Annotated in this window: 13 protein-coding genes and 1 pseudogene; 8 read left to right on the top strand and 6 right to left on the bottom strand. The window is 41.1% G+C overall.

Going from position 1 to position 20,788, the window contains the following annotated elements; all coding sequences use genetic code 11:
- Positions 1–193: 193 nt before the first annotated feature.
- Positions 194–1,384, top strand: coding sequence for a hypothetical protein (locus tag E2I05_RS18990; protein WP_133309809.1), 1,191 nt, complete (start codon positions 194–196; stop codon positions 1,382–1,384).
- 105 nt (positions 1,385–1,489) lie between these two features.
- Here E2I05_RS18990 and recJ read toward each other — a convergent pair whose 3' ends face one another.
- From recJ to brnQ (E2I05_RS18965), 5 genes are all read right to left on the bottom strand, one after another.
- Positions 1,490–3,214: a single-stranded-DNA-specific exonuclease RecJ gene (gene recJ / locus E2I05_RS18985; protein ID WP_121852191.1), complete on the bottom strand. Its 1,725-nt coding sequence runs from the start codon at positions 3,212–3,214 to the stop codon at positions 1,490–1,492.
- An 81-nt stretch (positions 3,215–3,295) separates the two neighbouring features.
- Complete coding sequence (gene dsbC, locus E2I05_RS18980; RefSeq protein ID WP_121852192.1) at positions 3,296–4,021, bottom strand: bifunctional protein-disulfide isomerase/oxidoreductase DsbC; 726 nt, start codon at positions 4,019–4,021, stop codon at positions 3,296–3,298.
- A gap of 192 nt (positions 4,022–4,213) precedes the next feature.
- Complete coding sequence (gene xerD, locus E2I05_RS18975; RefSeq protein WP_121852193.1) at positions 4,214–5,143, bottom strand: site-specific tyrosine recombinase XerD; 930 nt, start codon at positions 5,141–5,143, stop codon at positions 4,214–4,216.
- Positions 5,144–5,170: 27 nt separating this feature from the next.
- Positions 5,171–6,508 (bottom strand): branched-chain amino acid transport system II carrier protein, encoded by a 1,338-nt coding sequence (brnQ, locus tag E2I05_RS18970; protein WP_133309808.1) that lies wholly within the window; start codon positions 6,506–6,508, stop codon positions 5,171–5,173.
- A gap of 549 nt (positions 6,509–7,057) precedes the next feature.
- Positions 7,058–8,371, bottom strand: coding sequence for a branched-chain amino acid transport system II carrier protein (brnQ, locus tag E2I05_RS18965; RefSeq protein ID WP_244935399.1), 1,314 nt, complete (start codon positions 8,369–8,371; stop codon positions 7,058–7,060).
- Between the two features lie 224 nt (positions 8,372–8,595).
- Here brnQ (E2I05_RS18965) and E2I05_RS18960 point away from each other — a divergent pair, with 224 nt between their 5' ends.
- The 4 genes from E2I05_RS18960 to E2I05_RS18945 all read left to right on the top strand — a co-directional run bounded on the left by E2I05_RS18960 (position 8,596) and on the right by E2I05_RS18945 (position 15,185).
- Complete coding sequence (locus E2I05_RS18960; RefSeq protein ID WP_121852195.1) at positions 8,596–9,312, top strand: tRNA1(Val) (adenine(37)-N6)-methyltransferase; 717 nt, start codon at positions 8,596–8,598, stop codon at positions 9,310–9,312.
- Between the two features lie 61 nt (positions 9,313–9,373).
- Positions 9,374–10,600 carry an ATP-dependent RNA helicase SrmB gene (gene srmB, locus E2I05_RS18955; RefSeq protein WP_121852196.1) on the top strand — a complete coding sequence of 409 codons (1,227 nt, stop codon included), beginning with the start codon at positions 9,374–9,376 and terminating at the stop codon, positions 10,598–10,600.
- Between the two features lie 263 nt (positions 10,601–10,863).
- Positions 10,864–12,063 carry an efflux RND transporter periplasmic adaptor subunit gene (locus E2I05_RS18950; protein ID WP_121852197.1) on the top strand — a complete coding sequence of 400 codons (1,200 nt, stop codon included), beginning with the start codon at positions 10,864–10,866 and terminating at the stop codon, positions 12,061–12,063.
- Positions 12,063–15,185, top strand: a complete 3,123-nt coding sequence (locus tag E2I05_RS18945; RefSeq protein WP_121852198.1) for an efflux RND transporter permease subunit — start codon at positions 12,063–12,065, stop codon at positions 15,183–15,185. The genes E2I05_RS18950 and E2I05_RS18945 overlap by 1 nt, the downstream gene beginning before the upstream one ends.
- Before the next feature lie 61 nt (positions 15,186–15,246).
- On the opposite strand, the pseudogene E2I05_RS23090 reads toward E2I05_RS18945, so the two are convergent.
- Positions 15,247–15,455, bottom strand: a pseudogene (locus tag E2I05_RS23090) (IS1/IS1595 family N-terminal zinc-binding domain-containing protein); the annotation flags it as partial.
- Between the two features lie 684 nt (positions 15,456–16,139).
- Here E2I05_RS23090 and E2I05_RS18935 point away from each other — a divergent pair.
- The 3 genes from E2I05_RS18935 to E2I05_RS18925 all read left to right on the top strand — a co-directional run bounded on the left by E2I05_RS18935 (position 16,140) and on the right by E2I05_RS18925 (position 20,743).
- On the top strand, positions 16,140–18,389 hold the full coding sequence (locus E2I05_RS18935) for a PAS domain-containing protein (RefSeq protein WP_121852200.1): 2,250 nt from the start codon (positions 16,140–16,142) through the stop codon (positions 18,387–18,389).
- Positions 18,390–18,595: 206 nt separating this feature from the next.
- Positions 18,596–19,621, top strand: coding sequence for a methyltransferase (locus E2I05_RS18930; RefSeq protein ID WP_121852201.1), 1,026 nt, complete (start codon positions 18,596–18,598; stop codon positions 19,619–19,621).
- Positions 19,622–20,743, top strand: coding sequence for a site-2 protease family protein (locus E2I05_RS18925; protein WP_121852202.1), 1,122 nt, complete (start codon positions 19,622–19,624; stop codon positions 20,741–20,743).
- Positions 20,744–20,788 lie beyond the last annotated feature (45 nt).

Here is a 20,788-nt window from a genome sequence, read left to right as displayed (position 1 = left end):
AGCTAGCGGTGGTTTTGGCAAGTATGTGAATGTTCAGCACTCACCTGATGGGTGAATTAGAGTTGTTTAATTTTGTATTTAACTTCAATAAATTAAAGCTAAATTGTGCGTTCAACCGATTTATTTAGGATCAAGTGGCATTATAACGTTTAAATTGTGTCAGCTTAAAAAGTCAGCCAATTTATGAGGTCAAATGATGAGTGTTCCTCCAATCAATAAACCACCAGTTGTCCACAGTGATTCTCCGACTTTAGATGCGATGGGGCTGGAATCTCAAGCTGGGATACCTGATCAAATTGACCTTGGAAGGAATTTAGATAACGACGTTGATCCTAAACATACTCGGCCAGTGACAGGTGTGAGCTTTCAACCAAAGACTGTTCCGCTTCCTCCATTAAAAACGACTTCCCATAAACTCGATACTCAAGAAAAGATCAGAGCCGATCACGAAGCTATTCGTACGCAAGCCAAAGAACAACAAGCCGCGTCAGAAAAAATGATGCGGATGATGAATGCCGATTTTTCACGAACTGAGTTTATGGAACGTATGTTAACTTTGTTGTATTCAGCAGGATTACTGGCGGGGGCAGTGGTGTTGACCTTAGCAACAGGTGGTGGCGGAGCCATCTTATTGGTCGTTGCTGGTGGCTCATTTACTATGTCAGCCATAGATGCTGGTATGTCCTTTAAAGACTGGCGAAATCGAGCGAATGGTAAAGAGGGTTTTACACATCGTGGTGATAGCCTTGCTGAACTGATCAACGTAATGCAAAAACGTTTCGGTGTTGAAGACTCTCAAAAACGAGAAAAGTATGCCGACAGAATTTCATTGGGTATTCGCCTAGTTGTAGCACCATTTACCGCTGTGCATACAGCTCCTTACGCAAAACATCCTGAGAATCTTGAACGTAATATTGATCCAGTACGACTGCAAGAAATTAGAAAAAATGTTCACGATAAGCTGCATGGGCGTGATATTGAATTAAGTGATCACGAAACACTCAGACCTCAAGGACCTAAATCCAGTGATGGCGTCCAGGACGATTGGTTTGCCAGAGAAGAGCGCAAGCTATCCGATGATTTCAATTCAAGATTACAAAACCTAAGAAGATTTGCAGATGACAAGAAAGCCCAAAAAGAAAGGGCTGATGAAGCTCAGCGGGAAGCTGATACCATAGAACAACATCGCCTAGCGGAAGAAGCCGCTGCAGAACAGGAGTTAATGGATGAGTTTATGGATGAGGAAGATTTCGGTGAATATGATTTAGTCACTAATCAAAGCGCTAAAAAAACCCTTGAAGCAGAAAAACTAAAAGCCGAAGGAAAATCGGTACCAACTTCTAGAGTCAGTTCAAGAAGAAGCAGTATTGTTAGCCGCTCTTAGGGCTCGCCCTAGCAATGAATCACCCCGCCCCAAGGGGCGAGGTATCAATTAGTTAGATAAAGACGTTAGTCCGCCGCAAGCGGCGAGGAATTTACCCTACTGAGATTAAACGGCGCTAATCTGCTTCACCATAAGCTGTAAACTTTGGTTACCTCTAAATTCGTTGATCTCTAAGCTGTAAACGACATCAACTTTCTTTGCTTGTAAATTTGGCCAAGCCTTTAGATCAATATTAAAAGCTATCGCATCAATTAATTTACTGCCACATTCAGTTTCAAGCACCAACTTAAGGTGTTTCTCACCCACTAAGCGTTGTTGGATGATAGTAAAGCGACCATCAAAACAAGGCTCTTCGAACTCTTGTCCCCATGGACCTGCATAACGGATCATTTCGGCGGTTTCTATTTCCAACTGGTTAGCGGCTAATTCACCATCACTAAAAAGCTCACCGGTGAGTAATTCTGGAGTAACGGTTTCAGCGATTACTTGATGATATAACTGTTCAAATTTTGATATGGCCTCTGCTTTAATGGACAGTCCCGCAGCCATAGCATGACCACCAAATTTGATGATCAAATCAGGTGACAGAGTATTTATCTTTTCAAGTAAGTCTCGCATATGCACACCTTTGATAGAGCGCGCTGAACCTTTTATTTCACCGTTTTCTGCTTGAGCAAAAGCAATAACGGGACGATGGTATTTGTCTTTAATGCGTGAAGCCAAAATGCCGATCACACCTTGATGCCAATCTTGTTGATATACGACTAACCCTTGGGGCAGGTTGTCGTCATTAATATTGAGTTGTTTTAATTTTGCGAGGGCTTCATGTTGCATCCCCGCTTCGATTTCACGGCGTTCTTGATTTAAGCCATCAAGCTCAGCGGCCATGGTACGTGCTTTATTGATGTCCTCACAAAGTAACAATTCTACACCGAGTGACATTTCATCAAGCCGACCAGCGGCATTAAGTCTAGGACCTACAGCAAAACCAAAATCGGATGCAACTACTCGTTGTGGATTTCTTTTAGCAATTTCAAGCAAGGCTGTGATCCCTACTCGGCAGCGACCCGATCGAACTCGGCGTAAACCCGCTTCGACGATGATGCGATTGTTTGAATCTAAAGGGACGACATCGGCGACGGTTCCTAATGCGACAATGTCTAATAAAATAGCAAGATTAGGTTCAATGATGTGTTGAGATTCAAACCAATTTCGACGTTTAAGCTCAGCACGAATTGAACTCATTAAATAAAAGGCAACCCCAACTCCAGCAATAGCCTTACTGGCAAAAGGGCAGTCAGGTTGGTTTGGATTGACAATGGCTGCCGCCTCAGGAAGGGTATCTCCAGCCAAATGATGATCAGTAACCACTACTGGGATATCGAGTTGATTAGCTGCAGCAACACCGGTAATGGAAGATATACCGTTATCAACAGTAATGAGCAGTTCGGCACCTTGTTGAGCGGCAATTTCAACGATTTCAGGGCTTAAACCATAACCGTAATCAAAGCGATTTGGAATGAGATAACTGACACGCTTGGCACCCATCATCTTCAGCGCCAATAAGCAAATGCTAGTTGATGTCGCGCCGTCGGCATCAAAGTCACCGACGATGATGATGGCTTTGTTAGATTCGATAGCGTCACAAATTAAAGTTGCGGCTTGTTGTTGACCCTTCATAGTATCAGGACGTAATAACGACGCTAGGCTGCTGTTACAGTCCCTGACAGTAACCCCTCTGCGTGCGTACAGCTGTTTTAATAAAAATGGTAAGGTTGCAGGCAGGTGTGAGTCATCAACATTTGGACGACGAATAACATTATAATGCACAGAAAGTTCCAAATTGATCAAGAATGAAGAACATAAAAAAGAAGCGGCTTAAGCCGCCTTTTCCAAATCCTAGCGGATTTTTTAGTGGTTTTCTATGGTTTTCAATAACTGTTCAGGCGGTTGATAACCTGGGATGAGCGTGCCGTCATCTAAAACAATAGCAGGCGTACCATTTACGCCAAAGCTTTGCCCTAATTCGTATTGCTGGGCAATGTTAGCATTACAACTTTTATTGGTAACGTCTTTGCCAGCTTTAGCATCGGTCATAGCTTTAAGCGGATCTTTGGCACACCAAATGGCTTCCATTTCGCTAGCTACACTAGAGGGAACTCCTGCTCGAGGAAAGGCTAAGTAGCGAACTGTAATGCCATCATCATTGTATTCTTGCATTTGATTATGCAATTTACGACAGTAACCACAAGTGATGTCTGTGAATACGGTTATCACGTGTTTTTCGTCTTTAGCTTTATAGACCAACATATCAGGTTCAAACTTTTTAAGCTGTTCAACTCTTGGTTTCGCCATGGCGGCTTCAGTTAAATTTTTCATGCGATTATTTAAATCGTACATGTTGCCATGCAACACTTTTGAGCCGTCCTTGCTGATATACAGTATGCCGCGATCTGTCATAGCAAGATAAAGATCTTTAATTGGCGAGTCTTGCATCGCGATGACTTTCACCCCAATTGAATTTTGAAGTTTGGCTTTAATTGCATCAGCGTCAGGTAATGATACTGTCTGGTTTGCGGCGAAGGCGGAAGTCACAGCTAATATACTTAACAATGACAAAATACGGGGTAACTTCATGGATTGTCCTAATCTAACTGGTTTAGAGTCTTATATTTTAGACCTGAGTATTTGCTTAAAAGTTACAAGCTTATTTTAACTAAAGCAAATGAAGGATTCTTTATTCAGGTAATTATACCTGTAAACAATGAAAGTGCATGAGTTTAATAGTTTAATAATCAAATGCTTTCGCTGCTTTCTGGCAATGTTGTACTAACCACGAGGATGATGTTCACTGTGTAATTCTTGTAATCGAGCATTAGCCACGTGAGTATATATTTGTGTGGTCGACAAATCACTGTGACCTAATAAAAGCTGTACTACTCTGAGATCGGCCCCGTGGTTAAGTAAATGAGTGGCAAAAGCATGTCTTAATGTGTGTGGTGATAAATGGGCGTTGATACCAGCGCGGATACTGTACGTTTTGATCCTATGCCAGAAAGTTTGGCGGGTCATTTGTGTGCCGCGTTTAGAAGGAAATAACACGTCAGAAGGTTTATTCTTTAATAAATCATTTCTGACAAAGTTTATGTACTGTTCAACTTGCTCTGTGGCAATTTCTCCTAACGGGACTAAGCGCTCCTTGCCTCCTTTACCAGTTATCCTCACTACGCCTTGACGTAAACTTAGTTGCTCAACTGTTAATGATACTAATTCGCTGACTCTAAGCCCGGTAGCGTATAATAGCTCAAGCATCGCGGCATCTCGAGCTTCGATTGGATCGTTATTCGAAGGGGCGTTTAGTAGCTTTTCGACTTCGATTTCCGTCAAGCTTTCTGGTAATCGTTTTGAGAGTTTAGGCGATTGAACCAAGGCTGTTGGATCTTCAGTAATGATTTTTTTTGTGAGTAAGTAACGAAATAATCGTCGCATGCTGCTGAGTAACCGAGCACTACTGGCATTAGATGCACCGTCACTGAAACGTTTTTCTAGAAAATCTTGTATATCAGCACGAGTAGCAGTGGTCAGTGAAGCACGCTTTTGTTGAACAAACTTATCAAGGTGACGCAGATCAGTACGATAGGAGGCTAATGTATTATCGCTGAGTCCATTGTTTGACCATAAATCATCGAGAAATGTATCAATGAGTGGGTCGATTTGATATTGATGTTTATTCACAAAGGTTACAAAGTAGAGTGCCATTAAGCAAGATTGTATACGTTAATTTGACTAGGCGGGTAAATTTTCTTTTGATGGCAGCATTAAACAGCTGAAAATGGTTAATACAGTAGGTAATATCCAGCTCATTCCTTGTTGGCTATATGGAATTACTTCAAGCCAAAATAAGTGAAAGCCAGAAGTTTCTATACAATCAATTAGCCCAAAAATGGTTGCCGCAATAAAGACAAGTTGTTGGGTTAATGCTGGTTGTTTTAAGTAAGGTTGGATCAAAGTAACTGCTACCATAGAAATGACGAGTGGATATAAAAATGTTAACACCGGCATTGTGAGTGTCATTAATGTATCAAGACCAATATTTGCCGTTAATGCACATAGCAGACTTACAATGATGACTAATTGATGGTAGGAAAAAAATGACTGCCATTGTTCAAATAATTCGGCACAAGCAACAATCAAACCTATCGCGGTAGTTAAACAAGAAAGCAATACCACACTCGCTAATATTAATTCTCCAGCAAAGCTAAAGTGCAACTTAGTGTAAATCGATATAATTTGACCGCCATTGGTGGCTCCCTCGGCTAAGTTAGATACACTTGCACCAACAAAAAATAGTGATACATATATGATCAAGAGAATAATCGTAGCGGCAATGGCGGCTTTAATTAAGTAATGGCTTTGTTGTCTATTTGTGAGCCCTTTTTCTTTCATGCTATTAAGTAACACTGAACCAAAAACAGGAGCACAAAATCCATCAAGAGTTGCATAGCCTGTTTTTAATCCGTGAACAAAAGGAAAGGACAGACTGCCTTTTACACTTGATAAAAGTGGTTTGTTTGGTAAAAAATACACTGAAATACAGATAACACTGATGATACACAAGAGGATCGGGGTCATTTTTTTTCCTATATTATCAATTAACTTACCCGGTGAAAGTGCAAATAACATGGCCAAAGCGAAAAACAATAAGATTGAAATTACTTGAGGAATATCTATCGTGCTGTTTAAGTGTGTTGAACTTAAATGAGCAGTACTGAATAAGAAATAAGAAATAAAGGGCTTAATTGACATGGCATAGGTAACAAGAGCAGTTCTTGGCCCAGCAATCAGAGGTCCCAAAGTGATGAATATTGCCCCAGTAAAAATCATCGTTATTTGTTGAGGGAGAAAGCGAGTTAATTCTCCCCGATTTTTTGCGATAGCAATAAAAGCCAGTGCGGTTAAGCCATTACTTGAAATAAGAAAGCCAGTCATCGATGAAATCAAATCGCTTCCTGACTGAAATCCAATGAAAGAAGGATAAATTAAATTTCCTGCTCCAAAAATAAACCCAAAAGCCATAAGGGAAAGACCAATAATATCAATTCTTGGAACGATTGCTTTTGACAAAATGGGCGTACATCTGAAGGATTAAGGTAAATAAATATAGTGAAGTTGTTAGTTGTTACACAGTTTAACGTTGAGTTATTTGTGAATGTGTCAGGAATTGTTCAGTTTGAATCTTGAGGGTAATACCAATTACAGTAATTAATCTCTCACTCAGCAAGAGCTAAAGGGTTTCAGTGCAAGGCACAAGCTCGAAGTACTATATAGCCTAACGGCCGCCATACAAAGCTGGCGTTCAACGCACTTCGTGCTTTTGTCGGAGTAATTCAAGTGCTTGTAACGCAGTAATGGAACCCTTTAGCCTTGCCCTTCGGGAGCTTGTATGTGCTCACTTTGGTTTATAAAGAGTACTTCTCAAAATTGTCTTGACGTAGCAATGTAATAACGACAGTTTTGTTTGTCGGTAACAAGTATGTCTTCATCAATTTCGATAGCACTTTGAGCACATACATAGCTCTGAGTTGAGCATTTAATTGCTGTAATTGGTATAAGCTCAGAACATTATGCATGTCAGAACTTTCTGACATGCATAATGTTCAAGCATAATTAAAACTACGCTGGTTGTGTTAATACCTTTTTTGGCAAAAATAAGCAGACGAGCATAGCAATTAAGGTTGGAATGACCCATGCCATACCCTGTGCAAATAGAGGTAAAAAATCGAACATGTCAACATTAACACCCGCGGCGCCTAATCCATCGATAACACCAAATATTAACGCAACGCTTAACACCAGACGATGAGAGAATGCTGGACGGGAAAGTTTTGGTGTGATGTAAGTAATAGCAACCAAAGCAATAGCAACAGGGTAAATCGAGACTAATACAGGAATGCTGATACTGATCAATTGGCTTAAACCTACGTTAGCCACAGTGGCACAAATAATACTAAATACAATAACAAGTGGGCGATAACTAAAGCTTGGAACCAAGTCTTCGAAAAATTCAGAGCAGGCAACAATGAGACCTACAGCCGTGGTTAAACATGCCAAAGAAACAACGGTGGAGAGCAGTAATAAACCTACAGAGCCAAATTGTGAATCAACATAATTTGTTAGGATTTGGCCACCATTCTCAGTGTTTGTGGCCAATTCTCCGGCCGTAGATCCTAATATAAATAAAGAAATATAAACAAACGCAAGCCCACACGCTGCAATGATAGCGGCACGTACTAAGTAGCGAGTTTGTGATTTGGATTCAGTGATCCCTTTACGTTTTAGAATGTCAATAATCAGCATACCAAACATCAAAGAAGCTAAGGTATCCATAGTGTTATACCCTTCAATGATCCCTTTACTTAAAGGATTGGCTTGGTAGTCACCGATGGCACTGCCCGGTTCAGAACCATTGAACATCAAAATCGAAATGCCAAGAATTAGAAGTAAAGACAGTAGTACAGGAGTCAATACCTTACCGACATTATCCAAAAGCTTTCCTGGGTATAACGACAGCAACATGGCAATCGTAAAGAAAGTAAGTGTCGACAACATTTGTGATTGATTTAATTCCAACGAACCGATGTGGATAACGGCTGTTGCATTGTCAATAAATGGCTTTACGCCAATTTCATAGGCAACAAGGCCAGTTCGAGGTGCCGCGAATGCAGGGCCAATAATGATGTAAATGGCAACAGCCAGTGCCGTTGCAGCAAAAGGCGGTAAAAGTGACATGACATTACCGTTGGTTTTTGCAACCGCAATTAAGCCGGACAAAGGCAAACCTACCGCAGTGATGAGAAAACCGAGCATAGCCCAATTAGTGTTTTCTCCTGCAAGATAACCAGCAAAAGGAGGGAAAATCAGGTTTCCAGCTCCTAGAAAAAAGGCAAAGGTCATAAAACCTAAACCGAATGTGTCACTAACACTCATATGATTGTTCTGCACGTTTTGCCTCATTTTTAATGATCATTTTGTTTTTATGGATACAACTTAAGCGAAATTTGTGAACTTGGCTACAGTTTCAACATATGAAAATTGATAGTTTTGTAGATGATCACGTCTAATATTTTGAAAAAATTGCATGAGTTTACTGAAGATTCTGGTATCCACACTGCTTTATCAGTACAATTTTGATTTTTCCAGATACTCGAAACATGCCTTTTACCTTCAAACAATTTCATATCGACGATACTCATTGTGGCATGCGAGTTAGCACTGACGCTATTGTACTTGGCGGATGGGCTAATTTAAGTTCAGCAAAACGTATTCTCGACATAGGTACAGGCTGCGGTGTGCTCAGTATTATGGCAGCTCAACGCAGTGAAGCTACGATAGTGGGCGTTGAAATCGATGCAACCACGTGTGATGTTGCCAAAGTCAACTGCCTAAAAAGTCCATGGGGTGAACGGCTGAAAATTGTCAATCAAAGTATTGATGTCTTTACCGCTGAATATACGGGTTCTAAACAGGAACGCTTCGAGCATATTATTTGTAACCCACCTTACTTTGTATCAGGGCCGCAATCTCAAGACTCAAAACGCGCTGAAGCTAGGCACACAAACTCATTAACCTTTACCGTACTTTTAACTCAAATCGAACGTTTGTTGAAGTCAACGGGTCGAGCCAGTTTGATTTTGCCAATTGAGTCTTTGGGTTTCTTCGAAAATGCGCTGAATGATTCGGAGTTATCAATACATCGACAACAGCGTGTCATCAGTGTTCGAGAAAAACAGCCGAATAGAGTGCTGCTCGAAGTAGGGTTTAACATTAGTTTTGCTATTGAAATGCCAGCGCTTATCATTCGAGAAAAGACAGGAGAGTACAGCGAAGCAATGATAGTCCTCACTCAAGCTTTTTATTTAAAACTTTAGTCTGCACTTCAGCACCTTTTGGGTATATAATGCGCCGCCAATAAATGCCGAGAGCCTTACCATGCTATTTGAAGAATTCGATCTGGATCATGATTTACTTGATGCCCTAAAATATATGGGGCATGAGTCAGCTACCACTGTCCAACAACAAACGATCCCAGCAGCTTTAGAGCAGCGCGATATTCTTGCTATGGCACCAACGGGTACAGGAAAAACGGCGAGTTTCTTGTTACCGGCGTTGCAACACTTGATTGACTTTCCTAGACGATTTCCAGGACCCGCTCGCGTGTTAATACTATCGCCAACTCGTGAGCTCGCGAGTCAGATCCATCGCTACGCGACTCATTTGGCCACAGAGCTTGATCTGAGCATAGGAATTATCACTGGTGGTGTTCCGTATGGGCCACAAGAAGAAATGCTTGAAGTTGGGCATGATGTTCTCGTCGCAACACCGGGACGTTTATTAGAATATTTAGATAAAGGTAAGTTTTCAGCGGAAGCTGTTGAAGTCCTGATTATTGATGAAGCTGATCGCATGCTGGATATGGGCTTTTCATCGGTCGTTAAATCGATTGCTACTGAAGCGCAAGGCCGAAAACAAAACATGCTGTTTTCTGCCACGTTAGAAACAGGTGGTGTTAAGCGTTTTGCTGAAGAGTTGCTGATCAATCCGTTAAACGTAACGATTGAATCGCCAAGAAGTGAAAAAGCGAAAGTGCATCAGTGGGTGCACCTTGCTGATAATAAAAAGCATAAATTTGATTTACTGTGCCACTTATTGAATTCTGAAGAAGTAGAGCGCGCGATAGTGTTTGTCAAAACTCGCGAAGGTTTAGCAAGTCTCGAAGGCCATTTGCAGCAAGCAGGGATCAGTAGTGCTTTTATGCGCGGCGATATGGAGCAAAAGAAGCGTTTTCAGGCGCTCGGGCGTTTTACTAAAGGCGAAGTAAATGTATTACTGTGTACTGATGTTGCCGCCCGTGGTATTGATGTTGAAGGGATCACTCATGTGATTAACTATGACATGCCGCGAACGTCAGACATTTATGTTCATCGTATTGGTCGTACTGCACGAGCTGGAGCTAAAGGTACTGCAATATCACTGGTTGAAGCTCATGATGTGCGCATTTTAGCTAAAATCGAACGTTACATAGAGCAAAAGCTGAAACGTCGAGTGATTGAAACTCTTAGACCGAAAAACAAAGAAGCTAAAGCGCCAGCTAAGAAAAAGAACAAAGAAAAAATTAAAGCCAAAGCTAAGGCAAAGAAAAAGAAATCTAAAAAATAGTTTTTTGAGCTTGATTGGTAATGCTGGTTTATTATCGTCAAAAAAGGTCGCTTGAGCGGCCTTTTTTTGTGATTTTAATAAAGTAAATCACAAGCTTAAATTTCGTCAATTTTTTGACTGGTTAAAAAGTGTGCAAGCTGTTGTTAGTATTAGTAAAAAATCAAGAATACTTATCACAATTTATTTACAATATTGCGTTTATATTTTACATGAACTCTGGTAGCGTGATCAGAATTTCGCCTTGAGAAGGAAAGCCAGGCCCTATGAGCAATTTGAGTTTATGGTTAAGACGTATATTGTTACCTGTGAGTATCATCGTCATTGCCGCGTTTATTTATGCATGGTTAACGCAATCAAAAGCCTACCCAGAGCAAAAAAGTCAAAAACCATCATTACCCATTGTTGAGGTAATGGAAGTGAACGTTGAAACGTCTGCACTAACTTTAGCCTCATTTGGTGTGGTGCAACCTAAGTATAAAACTCGACTCGTTGCGGAAGTCAGTGGCCGAATTGTTCATGTTGAGCCCATTTTTATTAGTGGTGGAATGGTTAGCCAAGGTGATGTACTCGCAAGAATTGAAGCGTCTGATTATCAAGCTGACTTGGCTTTGGCTGAAGCTGAACTTGCAAAAGCTCGTGCATCATTGGATGAAGAAAAAGCCCGTGGTGAAGTGGCTAAGGTAGAGTTTAAAGATTATAAGCAAGGCAGTGCTCCAACTCTAGGATTGCGATTACCACAACTACAACGAGAACAAGCGAATGTTAAATCTGCTGAAGCTGTATTAGCACGAGCTAAACGTAACCTTGAACGTACGCTTATCCGTGCACAGTTCGATGGATTGGTGAAAACAAGAAGCATAGATTTAGGTCAGTATGTTTCGGTTGGCAGCGAACTCGGTGAGTTATTTAACACGGATATTGCCGAAGTACGCCTGCCCGTAAGTTTTGATGATATGACTCAACTCAACTCTATTCAATCTCCTAATGCGCCCGTGCGATTAACCAGTACTGTCGGTCAACAAACCTTTCAATGGCAGGCTGAACTCGTTCGTAGTGAAGGCGTGATTGATGACGAAAATCGAATGCTTTATGTGGTTGCAGAAATTAACGATCCTTACCAAAGAGCCATGCTTGATCAAAATCGATTTCCATTGCAATTCGGCACATTTGTGGACGCTGAAATTCAAGGTAAGCAGGTCGAACAACTGGTGAAATTACCTCGCCATTTGGTACGAGATAATCAAGTGGCCGTGATCGATGCAGCAAATAAAATTGCGATGCGTGACGTGAATATAGTCAAAAGTGGCACTGAGTTTATTTACATTCAAGGCAGCTTGAAGTCTGGAGAGCGAATTTCGCTGGCTCAGTTTAATCAGTTGTCAAATGGGTTAGAAGTTTCCATTTTAGGAGATAAAGCGGACGAAGTTCAGGGACAGGGCATGATATTACAAGGTGAGCGATAATGGAGCAGCCTAAAGGATTGATTGCTTGGTTTGCTCATAATAGCGTGGCTGCAAACTTGCTCATGCTGATCATTATCATTGGTGGCTTGTTTAGTGCTGTGATGATCAAGAAAGAAATGATGCCAACTTATGACATCAACCAAGTTCAAGTGTCGGTTGCCTACCCCGGTGCCGCGCCACAAGACATTGAAGATGGCATTGTCATAAAAGTGGAAGAAGCCATTAAAGAAATCGATGGAATTAAAAAAATATCATCCGTTGCCGGTGATGGTATTGGCTCTGTGAATATTGAAGTCAGTTCTGGCTTCGATGTGTTTAGAGTGCTCGATGAAATAAAGCTTGCCGTTGATGCTATTGCCACATTTCCTGCCAATATTGAAAAACCGACTATCCAAAGAATCAAACCTATCAATAGTGTGATTTGGGTTTCGATTTACGGAGACATTAGTAAAAAAGAGATAAAAGAAATCACGAAATCGGTACGTGACGACTTAGCCGCTTTTCCAGAAATCACTAAGTTAACCCTGCGTGGTACGCCAGCTTACGAGGTGGCCATTGAAATTTCTGAAAGCAAGCTTAAACAATATAACTTAAGTTTTGAACAAGTCGCTCAAGCAGTGCAAAAGTCATCACTAGATCTACCCGGCGGTGCGATTCGTGCTCAAGGCGGAGATATTTTACTTCGTACCAAAAGCCAAGCTTATACCCAAGATGATTTTGAACGTATTGTGGTGCGAACGGGTCATGATGGTAGCCGAGTCATGCTGTCACAGGTGGCTGATATCAAGGATGGTTTCGAAGAAGGGCTTTTTTATACGCGCTTTAACGCTAAGCCTGCGGCAATCATCGAAGTCATGAGCGTTGATGATCAAAACGCTATCGCTATTGCCGATCAAGTTCGTCAATACATCGATAATAAACAAGCGACGCTGCCAAAAGGAGTCAGCATCGATTATTGGGGAGATTTAACCCATTACTTAAAAGACAGATTAAACATGATGTTGTTGAATTTGTTTTACGGTGCTCTGTTGGTATTTTTACTATTAGCCTTCTTTTTGGATGTAAAGTTAGCATTCTGGGTCATGGTGGGTATTCCTGTGTGTTTCTTGGGAGCCATATTTTTAATGCCCCATGAACCTTTTGATTTATCCATCAATATGATCACGTTATTTGGATTTTTATTGGTGCTGGGCATTGTTGTGGACGATGCGATAGTGATCGGTGAAAGTGTTTATAGCGAGATAGAATCGAAAGGGCATTCTGTCTCGAATGTGATCAGTGGCGCGAAAAGTGTTGCCATGCCGGCCACGTTTGGCGTGTTAACGACCATGGTCGCGTTTACTACCTTGCTGATGGGAGATGGTTTTTTAGGCTCGATAACATCATCGATAGGACTGGTAATTATCCTTTGTTTGCTGTTTTCATTGATTGAATCAAAGTTAATTCTGCCAGCTCATCTAGCCCAAATGAGCATGAAACTCAATAGACCGCCTAAAACAGTATTTGGCCGGACAAAGCAAAATTTCCACCAAGGTATGATGACGTTTATCTCTGATAAATATCGTCCATTCATCAAAGTGTGCATCAAGCAACGCTATGTTGTACTCGCATTGTTTATTCTTTTGGGCTTTTTAGCTAAAGGTATGAAAGACGGTGGCGCGGTAAGAGAAGTATTTTTCCCAAATCTGCCATCTGACTTTATTTCTGTGAATGTTGAAATGGAAAAAGGGACGTCAGAGCAGCACACGTTAGATGTAATACAAGAAATTGAAGATGCTTTGTACCGAGTTAATACCGCAATGGAGCAGGAATACGGTTATCAAATTCTGGCGCACAGTCAGGTAGATGTTTACTCGAATACCTCTGCCTTTTTGTTTGCTGAACTGATTAAAGGGGAAAGCCGAGAAGCGAACGCTGACATGATTGCTAAAGCATGGCGAGAGAAACTCCCTAAATTCGTTGGTGTTAAAAAGCTGTCTATTGATGGTAGTACAGCTGCTGGTGGAGGTGCTGATATTGCTTTTAGTTTAGTGTCGACGGATCTTAACCAGCTTACGCAAGCGGCCAACGAACTTAAATACAAATTAGCGGAATATCAGGGTGTTTATGGTATTGGAGACAATTTATCATCAGGCAGCCAAGAAGTTCGTTTGCAGATCCGCCCTGAAGCTGAAGCATTAGGACTGAGCTTATCGGATTTAGCCCGTCAAGTGCGTTACGGTTTTTATGGTTATGAGACCCAGCGCATTCTTCGTGATAATGAAGAAGTTAAAGTGATGGTGCGTTATCCTGCAGAACATCGTAAGACGATGGGACATCTAGAAAATATGATGATCCGCACGCCTCAAGGTGAAACAGTTCCTTTTAACACTGTTGCACAGATTGATATTGGAGAGTCTATGGCTTTAATCAATCGTACCGATGGGCAAAGAGCGATTTCAGTAGAAGCCAGTGTTGATAAAACTCAAATTGAGCCTTCAAAAATTGTCGGTGAAATACAAGCCGAGTTTATACCTCAGCTGCTACAAAAATACCCGAAACTGACTACTTCATTAACAGGTGCTAGCCTAGATGAACAAGAAGCGAAGTGGCAGTTTTTACTCAATGCGATTTTTGTTTGTTTGGCCATTTACGCTTTGATGGCGATTCCGCTCAAGTCATACACGCAACCTATTTTGATCCTTATTGTTGCGCCTTTTGGGATCATAGGTGCGATTTTTGGTCATTGGGTTCATGATGCATCACTGAGTATTTTAAGTTGGTATGGTATTTTAGCTTTATCAGGCGTTGTGGTGAATGATGCGTTAGTACTGGTTGATTACATCAATAAATCGAGAGCAAGAGGAATCTCTGTTTTCGAGACAGCCGTTGATGCAGGTTGCCGACGTTTCAGAGCAATTGTTTTGACGTCACTGACGACTTTTGTAGGGCTAGTACCTATTTTGCTTGAGAAAAGCCTGCAAGCGGCAATATTAATTCCAATGGCGATTTCATTAGCATACGGCATTGTATTTGCCACACTAGTGACACTGGTACTCATGCCAGCTTTGTATGTCATTTTTGATGACATTAAAAAAGGATCCCATTGGTTGTTTAATTGGTGGTGGCAACCACAACATTAGGGCGGATTGGTATTAAAGGAGCTTCGGCTCCTTTTTTGTTTGCCCAGCGAAGCTGGCAAACCCGACAGGCAGAAAGAAGAAGTACCATGTCAATGGCTGTTTCTTTTACTCCATCTTCCCAAGCACGCTTAACATAATGAAGTAAGAATGTTTTTTCGGGCACTCAGAGTTGGTACATAAATATCTTTGCTGCCCCTTTGGGCTTTTTCCTGCTTTTGATATTGAAGTACTTTGGCAGTGAGGGCATTGAACATCTACAGAGTGACGCATGATATTCTCTAAAATAAATGAAACTAGAGTGCAACCATGATCCTAGAAACATCAGTTGACTGCGTTCTCAAGCGTAGAAAAAATGGCTGATATTAAGACGTAGCTTGCAGCAAGTAGTTATTCTACTTGCAAAAGTTACAACGAAGATAGCAGCCATTTTAGCAAGCTTGTGAGCGTAGAGCATTTCACTCATTGGGTGAAAAACATGATAATAAAATCATCCAATTGCTCAAACAGTTACTCATATACTCAGCGTTCAACTGATGTTTTTAGGATGATAGATCAATTCACTGCTTCAGCCCACTACCGAAAAAGCCAAGTAGGCTACACCGCAGACTTAAGCAACTTGGTTATAAGCCACCATTTAAGTTCATTCAAATGATGAAGTGGAAGAACGCAAGTAGTCCACTCTCTCATTATGCAATGCCGAATAAATGGTTTGCAGAGATGGGGCTATACAATCTTGAAGAAGTACGAACGGGCTATGTGCTCAGCACAAAGTAATTGAATAAAATTAAGCAGGAGCCGTATACGAGACCCGTACGTACGGTTCTGTGAGAGGGATGGGGCACTAACGCCTCACCCTACTCGATGTTAATTTGAACTTCTGACGGTTCACGTCGATGCCATGAGTATTACCTTCATGTTACCATGTGAATAAGTTTGCTTTACTGTGCATGGCTCATGTTGAAACACGGCTCAATTCCACAATTAAAATCACTTTTGTTTGCAGGTCAAAGCATTCATTGGTCATATCAACGTAAACTGGCCGTCGCGAGCCAAATTTTAATGTTACTTCTTGGTGTTTTACTGTTAGTGAGTATTGTTATAACCGTGGGTGAAAGACGACTACAAAACGATTGGGCGACTCAAAGATACAGTGAACTTCAAACTCTTGGGACTTTGTTATCGGATAAAGTAGCATTTCAAGAGTTTCGTACCCGAACTTTTTCTCAAAGTGAAGTACTGACGGATTACTTAGAAAAATCGAACGATGAAAGTCAACAAAAGTTGATAGGAAACTGGCTAAATCTTTCAGGTAATATTCCAGAACTGCTTGATATTGCATTAATTGGTCCAAGTGGAAAATTGTTGTTATCAACATCGAACAACTTTCCCTTTGAGTTAGTCCCACAAAAGATACTGCGCGGTCAACGGTCACTTGGAAGCAGCGATATTTATACTTCATCCATCTATTTTGCTCCCATTGATGGTGTGCTTGAACCCTACTTTTATCAAGTTGCTTGGCTTGAAAATACTGATATGAATCACCGTGGCTTTTTGATCACTTACAGTTCGGTGAGTCGTATTTTACAGTCGATTCGTCCAGATTTAGGCATGAAGCAATCGCCACTCATCATGCTTGATACGCTGGGAACGGTTTACGCGGGCAGTAGTGGCAAGCCATCTTTAATCAAAAAAGCCATCGACGATGATGTGGGTAGCAGCTTAAGCCAGAATTATCCGATGCTATGGCGAGAAATTACGCTGAGCAAATTTGGCCAGTTTAATGGTCAAAATGCAACTTTCGTTTATCTCAAACTCGATTTGACTGCAGACGATCAAACTAAGCGCAATTACTTTCTTGTCTCATATTTACAAGATAAAGACGTTAAAGCTAAGTTTGAACACTGGAAAAGTTTATTGATTTTTGCCGCTGTGTGCATATCATTGATGGGAATTGTTTTGATATTGTTAAGCCATTTGTTTCGCTTAGAAAGGCGAGCAAAGCTCTACAATATTGAACTTGTTGAGAGCTTATTTAATGGTAAACAAGGCAATATCATTGCAACGGATAGAGGCCGAGTCATTTCTGCTAACAGTATGGCGGCTAAAACGTTAAATATTTCCAAAGAAGAGCTCAGTGAACGAAGTTTGCAGCGTATCTTTCATTTAGAATTTGATAGTTACGTTAAGATTATGGATCAGTTTAATGAGCATATGTATTGGACAGGGGAAATAGATTTACGTCCATACGGAGGTAATGCGTTAAATATTCAAATTGTTCCAGCACCAGACAGTCATCGCCGAGAACATTCAGAATGCCGTTATGTACTGGTTACCTTTTACGATATCAGTGAATTGAGCGTGGTGAAAGAACAGAACCAATCATTAACTCAGTTAGCCAATAGTGCCGTTGCTGTAGCATTAACAGATACAAAAGGTACCTTGCTCAATACGAATCAACAATTTAATGAGCGTTTAAAACGCGAAGGTTGCTCATCAAGTGACATGAAAACCTTGCTGGGCTCAGAAGTTGAAAGTCAATGGCTAAACATACAACAGCAGTTGAGCTTAAAAGGCCAATGGCAAGGGCGTTATGATGATGTTGATATTCACATTGATCAGGCCGTTGAAGCCGATGCAGACAAATGGATTTGCACCTTGATTCCCTCAGCAGATAATGGTTTTAACGGAAGCCAGAAACTAAAAAAAATCCCTCATCGCAGCGCCGTTTTGGTCAATTATGTAGATGTATATCGCTACTTTGAACATTTAGATAATACCAAACGCTTACACTCCAGTATGATGCTAATCGACATTACACCAACAGGTGTTTTTAGTCATATGAGTGATATCGATAAGCTTGAAAAGCGGCAACAAGATGTGGAAATGCATTTGCTGCTGGAGTTACCAAAAGCTTACCAATTGGCGAAATGGCAAGTTGGCCGATTGATGATTATCTTACCTAATACCAGTGCTGATGAAGCACATCAATTTGCGGTTGAGTTGGTGGATAATCTTAATAATATCGGACTGGCAGAAGGGATTTGTGTTGGAATTGCGGCGTATCATAAAGACCAAGCCCTTGAGCAGTTTATTGATAATACTGAAGTCGCTTTAAAACGGGCTAAACAAAATGGCGAACACAATATTTGCCAAGCTTTTACCCGTTATCAAACGGATGATGAAGCAGAAGTTGCCATGAGCTAATTGCTATTTTGGGTATTTGAATCTGGATGGCACTCGTGCAGTTTAAGCTCATGGTGAAAAGTAATCACACAATGACAAGCTGAGTTTAGCGTTGAGGATGGGACTTTAAATGTAAAATCAATGAGTCGAATTCTGCTTAAGCTGATTTTACCAATTCACCCATCCGAGTATAATAGAAGGCTAATCAATTATAGGTCTGTCAAAACGTGCTTACCAACCCATCACAAATTATTCAACGCAACGACTCATTGATTGCAGATCAGCGTGTTTTGCTATTAAACCACGAAGCAGATCATTTAGGACGTGAATTGTCTGCAGCCACTCATGTCACCGCACTGGCGTTAGATTTTAATCATCATTTGCAACTGCAACCCTTTGCAAATGATAAACTAACATTGCACTTTTCTCATCAGTTACCCACACAGACGAAGTTTGACACAGTAGTTATTTATTTTCCTAAGGCGAAACCATTAGCTGAATATTTATTTTCCTTGGCGGCTCAGTATCTTGATGTTGGTGGGCAAGTACTTATTGTTGGTGAAAACAAAGGCGGGATAAAGTCGTTTTCAAAGCAGTTCCCTAAGTATTTTTCAACACCGGTAAAAATTGATAATGCACGGCATTGTTTGTTATTCGCATCCGAGTTGATTGCGCCAGCTCCAAAGTTTGATCTCAATGATTGGGTGACTACTTATTCATTACCCACGCCACAAGGCGAAATTAATATCTGTAATTGCGTTGGAGTGTTCAGCCAAAAGCAGTTAGATGCAGGCACAAAACTATTGTTAGAAAATCTAGCTGAGTTTTCAGGACGTGTATTAGATTTTGGTTGCGGTGCTGGCGTGATTTCTGCGGCACTGCTAAAAGTTCAGCCTGAACTTGAGATTGACTGCGTTGATATAAACGCCATGGCGCTGGCATCTTGTGAGTTGACGTTACAAGCCAATAATCTCCAGGCTAAGGTATACGCTTCCGATGGTTACGCACAAATTCAAGGCGAATTTAACGGAGTTATTTCGAATCCGCCTTTTCATGATGGGTTAGCTGCAACAACAGATATCGCCCAGCAATTCGTTAAAGAAAGTGCGCATTCATTATTTAAACATGGCGTATTTCAGATTGTCGCCAATCGACACTTACCTTATGCCGATGATATCGACCAACATTTTGGCACTGTGAATGTAGTGGCTGAAAACAACAAATACAAAGTTTACCAAAATCGGGTGAAATAAATGGAACTGCTGAATATTGATTGCTTAGGGAAAAAATTACGTTTAGAGGCCTCCTTAGCAGGATGGCAACAATTATTTTGGGATAATCAACTGGTGTCGCAGCACGTTGCCAGTGAGAATAATGAAGGCAAATTTAGCCATCATTTTGAACTGAGCGCGGCTTCTCCTTTGCTGGCCGAAGATGAGAATAAACAGGAAGAAGCTAAAACGATTTCGATTGAATTAAACATTGATGTTAAATGGCAACCGTTTGATTTGAAATACCAGCTGATGGTTGATGGTCAACATCAACTTGAAGGGAAGAGAAACACTAAAGATATTGAGCAACAGCAACCTGTCACGCCAGTGAAGGAAGTCAGAAAACCGGGATTAATGGGGTTAGCCTCGCTTGGGTTCAAGCTATTAAAAAGCGCCAAAGTCATTAAAGTGGTGTTGGCAGGTGCGAGCCTAGCAGCGTATTCATGGTTATTCTCTTTTCAATTTGCGTTAGCGTTAATTGCCTGCTTGGTGGTGCATGAATACGGACATGTTCGTGCCATGAAGTATTTTGGCATGAAAACAAAAGGCTTTTATTTAATCCCATTCATGGGCGGCATGGCGCTGACAGACGAAAAAATTAATACACGCTGGCAAGATGTAATGATATCCATTATGGGGCCTACATTTGGTTTGTTTATGTCATTGGCATGCCTAATGGGCTATTGGCTCACCGATAATGTCTTTTTCGCGGCGCTGGCCTCGTTAAGTGCGTTGCTTAACCTCTTTAATATGTTGCCGATTTTACCGCTTGATGGCGGACATATTATTAAAAGTATTAGCTTTTCGATGAACAGTTCAGTCGGATTATCGATTTGTATCGCTGGTGCAGTGTTGGGTGTTGTCATCTGCTATATGTTTGGCTTTACTTTATTCGGCTTTTTGCTTGCCATCGGATCTATTGAAATTGTCCTTGAATGGCGTGCACGCCATCAAAGCCATTTACTGCCGTTGGATAAATACTGGCAGTTATTTTCTGCTGTATGGTACGCTCTAACCGTTGCTGGCTTTATGGGGATCATTTGGTTAACCGCTGACAGTGGCGATCAGCTATTATCACTGCCATTAAAAATCCTACAAAGTTAAGTCTTCACAAGTGATGTTTTGGTTGTTGCCAAAACGTCGCTTTTT

It is taken from the genome of Parashewanella spongiae (assembly GCF_004358345.1).
GTDB lineage: Bacteria > Pseudomonadota > Gammaproteobacteria > Enterobacterales > Shewanellaceae > Parashewanella > Parashewanella spongiae.
Note: the sequence above shows the minus strand (reverse complement) of the source record. Positions and strands in the feature narration are given on the sequence as shown.